We start from the raw sequence: 14,926 nt of genomic DNA on the forward strand, positions 1-14,926 counted from the left end.
GACTCATGGACTATACAATATTTTATAAAACAAGCTACGATAATGGCAAATTAGACTGCAAAGAAAATTATGATTTATTTTTTTCAGCATTTGACGATTGTGAACGTACCAAAGTTATATATGATGCAATTAATTCTACAAAGAAATTTTGGATTGATTTCCCCCATTATAAGCATGAAAATCTAAATATAGATAATCTTTACAAATGTAATTCACTAAAGGAGGATGAATGTTTCATTGACCTTTTTAGCCAGATCGATTTACAATCAACTACCAAAATTTGTATAGATATTACAGGATTTATTCGTCCCCACCTCATCTTTTTTATAATAAGCCTTTACAGAAGCGGCATCAAAAAAATTGATTTTTTATATTCAGAACCACAGCATTATAAAAACGCCGAAGAAACTCAATTTTCAGGATTCATTGACGAAGTAAGAATAATTGAAGGATGTTCATCTGAACAGCATTTTACAAATACCGATAATGATATTCTGATAGTTGCAGCAGGATATGACGATAAACTAATTGCGAAAGTTTGTCAAGATAAAGGTAAGATCAAAAAAAAATACTACATCTTAGGATTTCCATCTCTACAACCAGATATGTATCAAGAAAGTATTTTAAAAATTTATCAAGCTCAAGAGTCAATTGGTTCAAGAATTGATAAATATGCCCCTGCATTTGATCCTTTTGTTACCGCCCAAGCAATCGAAGAAATAATTTGTGAGAATCCCGAGCACAGCAATATTTATTTGAGCCCCCTATCAACAAAACCTCAAACTTTGGGTATTGCTTTATATTATATTTTTAACTTTTCGGTCAAACCAATAAATATATTGTTCCCCTATAGCAATACTTATTTTCCAAAAACAGCAACTGGGATAAAAAAAACTTGGAAATATACTTTTGAACTTCCGTAAACTAGAAAATTTATCAGATATGGTATATTCCGTTAATTTAAATTGAGATGCACCAAAAATTGTAATATTATTTATGTTTCAATTTATTTTTTCAGATAACAAAAGCACAGCAACCTTTCAGCTACTGTGCTTTTAAAATTAAGTCCGATTAACTGGTGTGACAAGGTTTAGAACAATACTTACACCCATTAATCCTTTTATAAGCGTGTTTACGCTTAGCTTCTGCAACTGCTGGTTCACAAGAGCTAAATGACCCTAAATCATCATAATTTTGCTTAGGATAATAATCACAACCAAATGCGTGAACTTCATAATCACCATTGGTTTGCTGATTCAAATTTAATCTGTAACTGGCCATAAGATTTGATTTTAAATTTATTTAGCCAAATCTCTCCAATTCCATTCATCATTTCCTACGGTTTCCCGTAACCCTCAAAAAAAATCTCCCCACTCCTTTTAGTTGTAAAGAAAATAATATTAAATTCAGCCTAATTAATTATTTTATTTACTTTTTAAACATCTTATTATGTCTAAAACCAATGACACCGGCCACGCCAAAAACGTAGCCAATTTCGAAACCCTCCTAACCTATTTAACCGGCTATGGCGCTGTTTACAACCCCAGCAATGTAAATATCCAGTTAAGCAGTTTAACGGAGAAAGCTGCTGCAGCCCGAAGCATTAACGAGCAGGTACACGATCTGGCGGCCAAAAACAGCAACGCTATTGCCATCCGCGATCTGGCTTTTCAGCCTTTAAAAAAGCTGAGTACCCGAATCATAAATGCGATAAAAGCGAGCGATGTAGCGCAACAGGTAATTGATAATGCCATTACCCACAACCGCAAAATCCAGGGCCAAAGGGCATCGGTAAAGTTAACAGACGAGGAAAAACAGAAGCTGGCAGCGAGCGGAACCGTTGTTAACCAGGTATCGGCCTCGCAACAAAGTTTCGATAGCCAGCTCGATACCTTCGATAAACAGATCAAACTGTTAGCTACCATCCCTACCTATACGCCCAACGAAGTAGAGCTACAGCAGGCCACCCTTACCACACTGTATAACGATTTATTGCAGAAAAACCGCGATGTGGTAGCCAAAACATCCGATTTGAGTACCTTTAGGCTTAACCGCAACAAAATCCTGTACGATACGGAAACCGGTATAGTGGCACTCGCTTTAGATGCCAAGAATTACAGCAAATCGTTGTTTGGCGTAAGTACCTCGGAGTACAAACAAATTTCAGGCATCCCGTTTAAAACAATAAAAATTTAACCTGTAATGAAAAAAATCATCCCAACCCTATATACATCCTAAAACAGCAACAGAAATAAAATCGGTTGCTGTTTTTATTTAAAAGGCATTCTGCAAACGGTTAGCTGCAGTTATCATGTTATTAACTGCAAACTAAAAGCTGTTAACTGCCAACTAAAAACAACCTACCTCTTCAATAAAGTTGTTAACTGCGTTGGTAAAACCATCAATTGAAAGCATAAACCTATCAACGGCAAGTATAATGTTGTTAACTGAAAGTTTAGAACTATCAACTGCAAACATAAACCTACCAACGGAAAGTATAATGTTGTTAACCGCAAGTTTAGAACTATCTACTGCAAGTTCAGAAGTATTAACTGCGCTAACAATGCTGGCGTCCGCAAGCATAAATCTACCAACTGCAAATATCATGTTGTTAACTGCAAATGTAAAACGGCGAATTAAAAAGCTCAATTAAGATCGCTTTTATCGATATAACATTTTTTTATAGGAAAGTTCAAAGATCTCTCCGCTACGGTCGAGATGACGACTTGTTGAGGTAGAATGACTTAATGATAAAAATACTACTCACGAGATTGCTTTGTGCCTCGCAACAACAATTTACCGCATAAGAGATAGATCCTGTTCTGAAATAAATCCGATAGCTATCGGATCAGAATGACGATTTACTAATGGCACCCCGCTATCTCCTCCCTGCTATCCGGCCTAGGAGATGATGGAAGGAGAAGCATTTGAAAAACCACCCCACAAACTTTCAAAACCCACCCGAACCAAGGCAGCGCACATTTGCCGATCCTTCATCAGCTTGTCCCGAACATTCTTCGGGAGTACTTGTGCTGCCGAAATCAGGTTTTCGAATCGCTTATCCAACATCAGATCCAAGCCTTTCAGTTATGCCTTTTCGTTGTTTTTTTTAAGGTAGGCATGCTTTCGCTGCGCTCAGGTTGGTTACCTTTTTATCAAGAAAAAGGTAAAAGCCCTTCGGCGGCTGACCTGTACCGATTTTTCATCGGTAGCCGAGGAAAGCAAGCGCGGTAAGGCCAAATAATAGCGATTGGATAAAAGAAAGGTTCTGCATCAAGTTCAGGAAGGCGCGCGATGAATATTAAAAAAGATTGCATCAATCCCTTTTCCTACCAGAGATAGGTACCGCTAGGCGGATAGGGGCGTAAAACGAAAACCGCAAATCCACAGCTTTAAATCTGCGAACCTGCGGCTTTACCAGAGAGGCATTAAAAAATATATTTCGTACTTAAGAAATTAGAATCATTTCCATTCACAATCTCATTCAATAGCTTTTTGTTATCATCAGTAAACTTGGTTGCCACCAGCGAACGAATCGAAAACGAACGCAAAGCATCCACCACAGAAAGTGTACCTTCAGCACTGTCTTTCCGGCCTGTAAAAGGGAAGGCATCTGGTCCGCGCTGACATTGGCAATTGATATTTACCCTGCTCACCTGATTCACCAAAGGATCAATCAATGAAGAAATTACCGCTGCATTGTTACTGAAAATACTCACCTGCTGTCCATGTGGCGAACCGATTAAGTACTCAATAGGTTCTTCCAAATCATCAAACGGAACCACCGGAACTATCGGACCGAACTGTTCTTCGCGATACAATTTCATGTTGCTGTTTACCGGGTACACAATAGCCGGATAAACGAATGTTTCAAAGGTTTGGCCGCCGTTAGGGTTAACCACTTTAGCACCATGAAGTACGGCATCATCAATACAATCTTTCAGGTATTCTGGTTTATTCAATTCTGGCAGCGGCGTAAGGTTCACCCCTTTTTCCCAAGGCATTCCGAATTTCAACTTTTCTACTTCCGCAGATAATCGCTTTAAAAACTCCTGTGCCAGACTACGGTGCACATAAACGATTTTAATCGCCGTACAACGCTGACCGTTGAACGATAATGAGCCCAATACCGTTTCAGAAACGGCTAAATCTAGATCTGCATCTTTGGTAATAATGGCTGCATTTTTAGCATCCAAACCTAAAATTGCCCGCAAACGGTTTACTTTTGGGTGCAGTTTTTTAAGTTCATTTGCTACCTTACTCGAACCAATTAACGTAAGCACGTTAATTTTGCCCGATTTCATTAAGCCGGGTACGATGGTATTTCCACGACCATAAATCGTATTAACAACGCCCTTCGGGAAACTAGAGCGGAAAGCCTCAAGCAAAGGATAATGCAATAAAGTACCGTGCTTAGGTGGTTTGAATAGAAGCGTATTGCCCATAATCAAAGCTGGAATTAGCGTGGTAAAAGTTTCGTTTAACGGATAGTTAAATGGCCCCATACAAAGCACCACTCCAAGTGGAGATCTACGCACTTGTGCCACAATACCCTGCTCAATTTCAAAGCGAGATGATTGCCTGTCGATATCTTTCAACGCATCGATAGTGGCATAGATATACTCCACGGTACGGTCAAATTCTTTTAACGAATCTGCATAGGATTTACCGATTTCCCACATAATGAGTTTGGCAACAATTTCTTTCTGCGCTAACATTTTATGCGTAAAATTTTCTACGCAGGTAATGCGATCGGCTACGCTCATCGTTGGCCATTGGCCGCGGCCGTTATCATAGGCCGCAACGGCAGCATCCAATGCTTCGGTTGATTCCTTCTCGGTACAAACGGGAAAACTACCAATCCGTTTCCGTTTGTAACCTTCGGGAGTTTTGACGCAAACCGGAGAAAAAACCTCATTAAAAGGTCCGTTCCAGGTTTTCATCTCCCCGTTCGAAAGGAATTCTTTCTGGTCGATTTCTTCCGCTAGCCTAAATTCTTCCGGAATCTGGCTTTCTTCAACGAAGATACTTTCGAGGTTTAATGTTGTGCTCAATTTTAGTTCTGGTTATTAGGTTTGTAATTATTAAATCTATAGGATTAGTATAGATTTAAGGCGTTTTAGTGCCGAATCCTGTTAAAGATCCGGCTTTAAATTATTTTAATTCAATCACTTTATATTTTGGAACCAACGTTTTCATTACTGTCCACCCAATTAAGTAGCAAACCGCACAGATCGAGAAGATGATAAAATAACCAGCTTCTTCACCTTTAAAGCCCATGAAAACGATTTGATTTTTACCAGTATAATCAAATAATACACCCGATCCTTTGTTGATAATAAAAGACCCGATTCCTCCGGCCATACCACCAATACCAGTGATGGTGGCGATTGCCTTTTTCGGAAACATATCACCTACGGTAGAAAAAATATTTGCAGACCAGGCCTGGTGCGCGGCTCCGGCTATACCGATTATAATTACCGGAATCCAGTAGGTAATGTGGCCCAGCGGTTGTGCAGCCAGTGCTAAAAGCGGGAAGAATGCGAAAATCAACATCGCCCTCATTCGGCCTTCATACGGGTTCATCCCTTTTTTATCTACAAAATAAGTAGGTAACCATCCACCGATAATCGAAAGTAATGTGATCATGTAAAGTACAAATAACGGAAGTGCACTCTGCGTAGAATCCATCCCGTAAACAGATTTTAAGTAAGCTGGTGTCCAGAATAAAAAGAACCACCAAACCCCATCTGTCATAAATTTACCAAAGGCAAAAGCCCAGGTTTGTTTGTATTTAAAGCAATCAATAAAAGAAACTTTTTCTTTGGTTTCCTCTACGTAATCCGCCAGTTTCCGGTCGGCAATCACATCTTGCTGAATGTAAGCCAATTCTTCGGCGCTTACTCTTTTGTGTAACTCGGGCTTATTATAAACGAAAACCCAAAGGCCCATCCATACAAAACCCAGTGCACCAATAATGATGAAAGCCATTTCCCAGCCATAAGCCTTAGCAATAAATGGAATGGTAATGGGTGCTGCAAGTGCACCTACGGTAGCACCAGCATTGAAAATACTGGTAGCAAAAGCCCTGTCTTTTTTAGGAAAATATTCTGCTGTAGCTTTTATTGCTGCAGGAAAATTACCTGCCTCTCCTACTGCTAAAACAAAACGTGCGAAAATGAATAGCGTTACACTTACCGAAACTACCATTCCGGTATTGTTAATGCCTTCAATAATATCTTTTGCGCCTTCGAAACTTACAAACCAATTTCCGGTGGTAATACCAGCAGTTGCAATGCCACAAAAAGCATGTAAGCAAGCACCAACAGACCATACCCCTATCGCCCATAAAAATCCCTTTTTGGTGTCAAGTTTATCTACCAAACGCCCGGCAAAAAGCATGGAAATTGCATAGAAAATAGAAAATAATGCGGTGATGTTTCCATAATCATTATTATCCCAATGGAATTCTGGCTTAATAAAATCTGTCCAGGTTAGTGATAATACCTGTCGGTCAAGGTAATTTATTGTCGTCGCAAGAAACAGCAGTAAACATATGGTCCATCTGTATTTGCTTGGTTTGGTTTGGCTCATTTCGGGTTGTTGTGGTTAGTTACTTGCTTTGTTGAATCAGGTTTAGGGCCAGTTGTGTATTTTCGAAAAGTTCATCATAGAGGCCTTTACTCATTACATCTTTGCTAATCAATTTGCTGCCCATCCCTACGGCACACACACCAGATTTAAACCATGTTTTAAGGTTATCGGCATCAATTTCTACACCTCCTGTTGGCATAAATAACTGGCCGGCGAAAAGATCTTTGATGGATGAAATAAAATCAGGTCCTAAAATATTAGCCGGAAATATTTTAATTAACATGGCTTTGTGTTCTTGTGCAATGCTAATTTCTGTTGGAGTCATACAGCCAGGAATCCACAACATGCCGATTTTGTTGGCAATTTCTGCAACCGCAGGATTAACAATAGGCGCAACGATAAAATCGGTTCCGGCTTCTATAAATGCATTTGCATCTGCAGGGGTTTTGATTGTTCCAATCCCCAGGTAAAGATCAGGCATTTCTGCATCTCTGATTTCTTTTAGCTTTTTAAAGTTGGGCAAGGCCGATTTACCCCGGTTGGTATATTCAAAAACGCGAACACCAGCTTTATACAGGGTACGTAAGATTTCTACGCTTCCTGCTTCGCTGTCCTGGTAAAAAAGTGGCAGCATGCCTTGTTCTAAAATGGCATCTAAAATCTTGTGCTTGTTACTAATCATGATGTATAATTCTTTTTTCAATATCCGCTACGGTGCTGGTGGTGGCATCGCTCGGAATGTATAACTTATCGTAAGCTGCTGCAGTAGCAAAATTTAGGGTTTCTACTACCGGATGGTGGTTATAAAAACCGTAAATCAAACCAGCCATAAAACAATCACCGCTTCCTACTTTATCTAAAATCTCTTCCGAAACATATTCTGGTGAAACCGTTAATTCATCATTGCTATAGATGGCGGTATAATACCTGATGCCTTTTCCATGATCAAAACGAAAGGTATTGGCTACGGCTTTACATGCCGGAAACAAACTTAATATTTCTTTAGAAGTATCTGTTGCCTGTTGCAGTAACGTTTCCTTTGCATAACCTTCTGTTGGCAACAAATCTTCGTGAAGTGCAGTGCCTAACATTTTCTGGGCCGCCCAAACATTACCCATAATCAGGGTGCAATATTTAGCCAGTTCGGGAAGGATATCAATAGGATCTTTACCGTATTTCCAAAGTTTAGCCCGGTAATTCAAATCCAGAGAAATGGTAATGTTTCTTTCGGTTGCCGCTTTTAATGCCTCCAGGCAAACATCTGCAATAGGCTGATTAATTGCGGGGCAAATGGCACTAAAATGAAACCAGGTAACCCCATTAAAAACTTCATCCCAATTAATCTGCCCAACCTCTAAATCAGCATAAGATGAATTGGCCCTATCGTAAATTACGCCAGCGTTTTTTAAATCTTTCCCCTTCGGAAGATAATATAAACCCAAACGATTGCCGTGGAAAACCATTGGTGAAGTATCGATTTTTCTATCATTCAGGTAACCCACAATATCTGCCGTTACTGAATTTTCAGGCATGGCCGATAAGTAAGCAGATGGCACTTCCCAGAGTGCTAAAGCGGTTGCCACGTTGAGTTCTGCACCGCCAACATAAAAGGGCAGCTTATTTTCCTTTAGCCACTGTCCATCCATATCCGGACAGATGCGCAAAAGGATTTCTCCGAAACTTAAAACTTTTTCTCCCTTTTTTGCCAAGGATGATATTTGGTCACTCATTTTTTGTTTGATCGGGTTCGTTATGATTCGTGTAGACACTTATCATCGATTTAATTAATTTGTGAAGCAGTAAATTTGATTGATTTGTTTGAAGATCAATATTTAGTCAACACAAACCAGCGCACAGGTCTGTTTGATTAAAATGTAAAGTAATTTTTTGCGTTAAAGTACGAAATATCCTGCACTATTTTGCCCACCCATTCCAAATCATTAGGCAACTCACCGTTTTCAATATCTTCACCAAAAAGGTTACAAACGATTCTCCGGAAATACTCATGGCGAGGGAAGGAAAGGAAGCTCCGGGAATCAGTCAACATTCCTACTAGGCGACTCAAAAGGCCCATATTTGATAAGGCATTTAACTGCTTTATCATGCCGTCTTTCTGATCCAAAAACCACCAGGCAGAGCCAAACTGAACTTTTCCGGCTACTGAACCATCATTGAAATTGCCAATCATTGTGGCGATTAATTCATTATCTGCAGGGTTTAGGTTGTAGATAATGGTTTTCGCCAGTTTATCCTGATTATCTAAACGGTTTAAGAACTTGGAAAGCATTCTGGCCTGAGAAAAATCTCCGATAGAATCCCAGCCGGTATCTGGCCCAAGCTGTCGTAACATCCGGGCATTGTTGTTACGCAAAGCACCCAGGTGATATTGCTGCACCCAGCCTTTTTCATGGTCCCATTCGGCGAAATAGATCAGCATAGCTGACTTAAACTTCAGGTTTTCCGCATAAGAAAGATCTTGCTTACTTCTAATTTTATCGAAAATAGCAGTAATCTCCTGATCGGTATAATCTTCCGCATAGATTTGCTCTAAACCGTGATCTGAAACAGAACAACCATTGGCTGCAAAATAATCGTGACGGCTTTTTAATGCATCAAGATAATCCTGGAAATTGCTGATCGATTTTCCTACAACGCTTTCTAACTGATCAATGTATTGATTTAAACCTGCTACATCATCACTATTCATGGCCTTATCCGGACGGAAAGCAGGCAACATCTTTAATGCTACACCTTCTTTAGCCAGCTGCTGGTGAAAGTTTAAACTATCTAACGGATCATCAGTAGTACAAACGGCTTCCACATTCATTTTTGCCAGTAAACCACGAACTGAATATTCAGGAGTTTGAAGTTTAGCTGAACAGTCGTCGTAAATTTTGCGGGCAGTTTTTCCTGATAAGATATCGGTGATCCCGAAATAACGCTGCAATTCTAAATGCGTCCAGTGGTATAACGGATTGCGTAAGGTATAAGGAACAGTTTCTGCCCATTTCTCGAATTTTTCGAAATCTGAAGCATCGCCAGTGATGTATTTTTCATCAACACCGTTGGCGCGCATGGCTCTCCACTTGTAGTGATCACCTGCTAACCAAACCTGGGTAATGTTTTCAAACTGCCTGTTATTGGCAATTTGCTCCGGAATCAGGTGATTGTGGTAATCGATAATGGGCAAAGATTTTGCAAAATCATGGTAAAGCTTTTCTGCCGTTTCGCTCTGCAAAAGAAAATTTTCGTCTAAAAAAGATTTCATTATTTAAATGCATTTTAGATCCGAATCCTAAAATCCGGATCTGTTGATATTAATATTATTCAAAGGTCGGTGAGACACCAACCTTCGTGTTTGTTTCTTAATGGCTGAGGCACCGACCACGGGCTCGTGTTTACTTTGCACCCAAGACTCAAGACTTTTGCCTAAACACTCCTGACTAAAGACTAACCCCTCTTTTCCATGGAATAAAGTCATCTTGATTCAATAAGACTGCTTTAGGAATCACTTCGCCACTGGCTGCTCTAATGCAATAATCTAAAATATCTTCTCCCATCTCTTCGATGGTTTTTTCGCCTTCGATTACTGGTCCGCAGTTAATATCAATGATATCGCCCATACGTTTTGTTAAGGCATTATTTGTAGATACTTTAATGGTCGGGCAAACCGGGTTTCCTGTTGGCGTACCTAAACCGGTAGTAAACAGAATTAAGGTTGCGCCAGCTGCTGCTTTACCAGTGGTTGCTTCCACATCATTACCAGGAGTACAAACCAAATTTAATCCTGGTTTTGTAGCCGGCTCGGTATAATCCAGTACATCTTCTACTGGCGATGTCCCGCCTTTTTTAGCTGCGCCGGTACTTTTTATGGCATCTGTAATTAAACCATCTTTAATGTTTCCTGGAGATGGATTCATGAAAAAACCGGAGCCAACGTTTTCTGCAGCCTGGTTATAAGCCGTCATCAGTTGAATGAATTTACGGGCTGCAGTTTCATCTTTAGTACGATCTATTAGCTGTTGCTCTGCACCACATAGTTCAGGGAATTCGGCTAAAAGCACGGTTCCACCCAAGGCTACCAATAAATCGGAAGTATAACCCACGGCAGGGTTTGCACTAATGCCGCTGAAGCCATCACTACCACCACACTTAACACCTAAAACTAATTTACTTAATGGCGCCGGCTGACGTTCAATTTTATTAATTTCAGTTAAGCCGATAAAAGTTTTTCTGATCGCTTCCTTTACCAGTTGTTCTTCGCTTTGCGATTGCTGCTGCTCGAAGATAAATAACGGTTTATCGAAATTTGGAGAACGGTGTTTCAAGTCATCCACAAAATCCTGAACCTGTAGATTCTGGCAGCCTAAACTTAAAACGGTAACGCCCGCCACATTCGGATGATCAGCATAGGCAGCTAATAATTTGCTTAATACCGCAGCATCCTGACGGGTACCACCGCATCCACCCTGGTGATTTAGAAATTTAATCCCGTCTACATTTTTAAAAATGCGGTTAGCAGCTGGATTTGCCTGCCCAATAGTGCTGGGATCAGCTTCGATTAAATCTTCGCCATTTTTATAAGCTTCCACCAGATGGTGTGCATAAGATTTGTATTTATCCGTTACTGCATAGCCTAATTCATTGTGAAGTGCTTCTCTGATTACATCCAGGTTGCGGTTTTCGCAAAAAACGGTTGGAATAAACAACCAGTAATTTGCCGTCCCCACACGACCGTCATTGCGGATATAACCATTAAATGTTCTATCTGCAAATTTGGAAACATCTGGTGCATGCCACTCGTAGTGGTAAGGTCTGAATTCATATGGATCTGAAGCATGTTTAGTGTTTTCCGTATCCATTAATCCGCCTTTCAGGATAAAATGCTGGGCTTTCCCCACTAAAACGCCATACATGATAATATGATCGCCGACATTCATATCCTGCATAAAAAATTTGTGTTTCGCCTGGATATCATCCTGCAAAACATATTCATGACCATCGTAAATAACCGTTTCGCCCTTTGTTAAATTTTGCAAAGCAACGAGTACGTTATCATTTGGATGGATTTTTAATATTCTAGTAACCATTTCTAAATTGTTCTTTCTGACTGCAAGTTACTCAAAGTTTCTTTTGCACCCTTACTTTGTAATTGCGCTACGTAATTTTTAACTGCTGCATTGAAACCTGGGTAATTATTTAAGTTTTTATCCCAAAGGCGGCGATCGCCCAATGTACTGTCTACTACCGTTTCAGGATTTTGCCAGTAACTGTAAAGTACCTCCGCAAATTCATCCTGAGCAGGGAAAGTTTTACCATTTACGGTCGACACATAATTTTCGCCATCTTTAGTTACATTCATGAAAACGATGTAAGCTGCAACACCTAAAGCGGTAAGCTGAGGAACTTCATTTTTTAGCGCATAATATTTTCTAATGAGCGGCATGTTGCGCATCTGCAATTTCTGCGTGTAATTTAAGGTAATGGCGTGCCATTGATGGTCTAAAAACGGATTGCTGAAACGATCAATTACACTTTTAGCAAAAGTGATGGCTTCTTCTTTGGTAATGTCTTCATTTTCTACTACTGGTGCAATTTCTTCCTGCATCAGTTTCAACACATGGCTTGAAAATTCCGCATCAGCCATGGCTTCTTTCACGGTGTGGAAACCGGCTAAAATGGCCAATCCGCAATTGATGGTATGCGTTCCGTTGAGTAAACGAAGTTTTAGTTCTTTAAATTTGTCAATTGAAGGAACGATGAATACCCCTTTATCGGCGTTAGCAAAAGATAAAACGTCCTTTACTTTTTCGCTTGCCGATTCGATTGCCCAAAGCCTGAAAGGCTCTGCCATAATCATCAATCCATCGCTATAGCCTAATTCAGATTCGATTGCTTGCTGTGCTGCTGCCGGAAGTCTGCCTGGAACAATTCTATCAACCAGAGTTTTACAAAAATGATTTGCTGTTCTTAACCAGTTTTCAAAATCCCATCCTAATTTATTTTGAACTGCGAGATCCAACACGATTTCTTTTAATTTATCTGCGTTGTCGCTGATTAATTCTGTCGGAACGATTACCATTCCGCTATCTTCTGAACCACCGAAGGCCTGATATCTTTCGTATAAAAAAGCTAAAAGTTTGCCTGGGTAAGATTGAGGCGGAGTATCTGTAACCTTATCTTCACTTTTCACAATGCCAACTTCAGTAGTATTTGAAATCACCACTTTCATTTCTGGCTGGTGAGCTGTTTTTAAAATCTCAGCCCACTCAGAAGTGGCAGACAATACCCTGCTGATGGATGAGTTGATGAGGTTTTCTTCTATTTCAATACCATCTTCAATGCCTTTAACACAAAGGGTATACAAATTATCCTGATCAGCAAAATCATCTACACCGGCTTTAGAAGTTGTTTTTACCACGACTATTCTCCCATTAAAAATGCCCTGATGATTGGCTTTGTCAATAAAATAATCTGGCAGGCCCCGCAATAAAACGCCCGTTCCAAATTGGATTACCTTTTCTGGCAACTCCAGCATCTCAGCGGTTGGCTTAAGCACTTTATCTCCGCTGATATTTTTTAAATTTTCTTTGTTTAAAATCATGTTTTTACGATTTCCACCATGCCAAAGTCGATAAAAGTGCCAGGCACTTAACGCATCTGATCATGCTGAGTTAAACTTTATTTTATTTTCCGTTAGCGGCCAGCCACTTCGGATATTCCTTTTCAATTAATTTCTGACCCCAATTGCCATACCAGGCATAGCCACTTCTCCGCTCCGGGCTCAACTCTTCCAACTTAGATTTGATGGAATTATCACGATCTCCGAAAAGCGGACAATTCTTATCTAGGTCATAGAATCTGGCCCAGGCCATACTCGTTTCATCGGGCACTAATGCTGCCGTTTTACCCTTTTCCCTATCAAAGCGATAACCTTTAATTTTGTAGGTATCGAACCATTTAACGGCAGCAGCGATAGATTTTTTAACCGCTGGTGATGGGTTTTTTAAGCCCATTAAAAAACGAACAATGCCAACAGATTCACTTGTGGCTAAAGAGGCGGGTTCAAATGCCCTCGCCTTTGCAGGCAACATCGAATCTTTATCATATTGTGCTGCCCAAATGGTGGGTACTCCATTTTGCTTTACCTGAGTTTTTAGAATGCAGTCCGTTCCTTTTACAATGGCTTTTTCTGCTTTTAGCAGATACTTTTGGTTCACCACATCGAAATCATTTTTTCTATCGGCAATGTCTTGCAGAATGTTCAGCAGGTTAACCATTGCATCATCATTGTAAGTAATTTCAGATCGATAAAGCGATTTATCCGGATAATATTGTGGCCACCCACCGTTATCATACTGTGCTTCCAAAATATAATCGATGCCTTTCTCTGCTGCATTTAAGTAGGCTTTATTCTGCGTTTTCTTATACGCTTTCACTAAATAAACTACTTCTCTGCTGGTGGCTTTATTATCGAAAGTAGCATGCTTATCTTCGGTAGATTTGATTTTAGCCAGCAACCCTGGTGTTAAGGCGGCATCATAATTCACGACACTTTTATCGCCCAATTGCTTTGGCCATCCACCATTGCCAAGCTGATAAACTAACATCTTTTCTGCAGTAGAATCAGTTGGCATTTGCGCATAACAAGCTGCCAATAGCATGCAACAGAAAACGGTTAACAATAATTTAATTCTCATTTTGTTGTTAGTTTATTTAATCGCAGATGGACATAGACCAGTACAAATTATCGTGTTCATATTTACCAGATTTTATTATATTATTGCCACGGAGAAACGGATTTACACGGAATTTTCACCCTCCTTATTCCGTGCCCTCTGCGTTTCCGTGGCTAATTCCTATTTCTTTATTGCCACGGAGAGTGGATTTCCACGAAATTTCTATCCTCCTTACTCCGTGTCTTCTGTGTTTCCGTGGCAAACCTTTATTCCTTGTCTTGCCACAGAGAACCGGATCTACACGGAATTTTTATTCCCTTCTTTTTCCGTGTCTTCTGTGCTTCCGTGGCTAAATCCCATTTTCTTTATTGCCACGGAGAAACGGAATTACACGGAATTTTTATTCCCTTCTTTTTCCGTGTCTTCTGTGTTTCCCTGGCTAAATTCCCTTTTCTTTATTGCCACGGAGAAACGGAATTACACGAAATTTTCACCCTTCTTTTTCCGTGCCTTCTGTGTTTCCGTGGCAACTTTTATTTCTTTTCTCGCCACGGAGAAATGGATTTACACGAAATTTTCACCCTCCTTTTTCCGTGTCTTATATGTTTCCGTGGCTAAATCCCATTTTCTTTATTGCCACAGAGAAACGGATT

The 14,926-nt window shown here is 40.0% G+C and carries 12 protein-coding genes; 2 read left to right on the plus strand and 10 right to left on the minus strand.

What is annotated here, in order from left to right; genetic code table 11:
• The first annotated feature begins 5 nt into the window (after nucleotides 1–5).
• Nucleotides 6–923, plus strand: coding sequence for a hypothetical protein (locus SOM16_RS03090; protein ID WP_320462521.1), 918 nt, complete (start codon nucleotides 6–8; stop codon nucleotides 921–923).
• Nucleotides 924–1,449: 526 nt separating this feature from the next.
• Nucleotides 1,450–2,196, plus strand: a complete 747-nt coding sequence (locus SOM16_RS03095) for a hypothetical protein (RefSeq protein WP_320462522.1) — start codon at nucleotides 1,450–1,452, stop codon at nucleotides 2,194–2,196.
• Nucleotides 2,197–2,349: 153 nt separating this feature from the next.
• Here SOM16_RS03095 and SOM16_RS03100 read toward each other — a convergent pair whose 3' ends face one another.
• From SOM16_RS03100 to pelA, 10 genes are all read right to left on the minus strand, one after another.
• Nucleotides 2,350–2,649 carry a hypothetical protein gene (locus SOM16_RS03100; RefSeq protein ID WP_320462523.1) on the minus strand — a complete coding sequence of 100 codons (300 nt, stop codon included), beginning with the start codon at nucleotides 2,647–2,649 and terminating at the stop codon, nucleotides 2,350–2,352.
• Nucleotides 2,650–2,901: 252 nt separating this feature from the next.
• Nucleotides 2,902–3,069 (minus strand): hypothetical protein, encoded by a 168-nt coding sequence (locus tag SOM16_RS03105; RefSeq protein WP_320462524.1) that lies wholly within the window; start codon nucleotides 3,067–3,069, stop codon nucleotides 2,902–2,904.
• 359 nt (nucleotides 3,070–3,428) lie between these two features.
• A complete protein-coding gene (locus SOM16_RS03110; RefSeq protein ID WP_320462525.1) occupies nucleotides 3,429–5,054 on the minus strand; it encodes an NADP-dependent glyceraldehyde-3-phosphate dehydrogenase in 1,626 nt (541 codons plus the stop codon).
• A gap of 100 nt (nucleotides 5,055–5,154) precedes the next feature.
• Nucleotides 5,155–6,594 (minus strand): MFS transporter, encoded by a 1,440-nt coding sequence (locus SOM16_RS03115; RefSeq protein WP_320462526.1) that lies wholly within the window; start codon nucleotides 6,592–6,594, stop codon nucleotides 5,155–5,157.
• A 19-nt stretch (nucleotides 6,595–6,613) separates the two neighbouring features.
• On the minus strand, nucleotides 6,614–7,276 hold the full coding sequence (locus SOM16_RS03120) for a bifunctional 4-hydroxy-2-oxoglutarate aldolase/2-dehydro-3-deoxy-phosphogluconate aldolase (protein ID WP_320462527.1): 663 nt from the start codon (nucleotides 7,274–7,276) through the stop codon (nucleotides 6,614–6,616).
• Complete coding sequence (locus SOM16_RS03125) at nucleotides 7,269–8,324, minus strand: sugar kinase (RefSeq protein WP_320462528.1); 1,056 nt, start codon at nucleotides 8,322–8,324, stop codon at nucleotides 7,269–7,271. Before SOM16_RS03125 ends, SOM16_RS03120 begins: the two co-directional genes overlap by 8 nt.
• A gap of 137 nt (nucleotides 8,325–8,461) precedes the next feature.
• Nucleotides 8,462–9,862 (minus strand): glucuronate isomerase, encoded by a 1,401-nt coding sequence (uxaC, locus tag SOM16_RS03130; protein ID WP_320462529.1) that lies wholly within the window; start codon nucleotides 9,860–9,862, stop codon nucleotides 8,462–8,464.
• 175 nt (nucleotides 9,863–10,037) lie between these two features.
• A complete protein-coding gene (locus SOM16_RS03135; RefSeq protein WP_320462530.1) occupies nucleotides 10,038–11,684 on the minus strand; it encodes an altronate dehydratase family protein in 1,647 nt (548 codons plus the stop codon).
• A 2-nt stretch (nucleotides 11,685–11,686) separates the two neighbouring features.
• Nucleotides 11,687–13,198, minus strand: coding sequence for a tagaturonate reductase (locus SOM16_RS03140; RefSeq protein WP_320462531.1), 1,512 nt, complete (start codon nucleotides 13,196–13,198; stop codon nucleotides 11,687–11,689).
• A gap of 82 nt (nucleotides 13,199–13,280) precedes the next feature.
• Nucleotides 13,281–14,294: a pectate lyase gene (gene pelA / locus SOM16_RS03145; protein ID WP_320462532.1), complete on the minus strand. Its 1,014-nt coding sequence runs from the start codon at nucleotides 14,292–14,294 to the stop codon at nucleotides 13,281–13,283.
• Nucleotides 14,295–14,926 lie beyond the last annotated feature (632 nt).

The sequence above is a fragment of the Pedobacter sp. CFBP9032 genome (assembly GCF_034045265.1).
GTDB lineage: Bacteria > Bacteroidota > Bacteroidia > Sphingobacteriales > Sphingobacteriaceae > Pedobacter.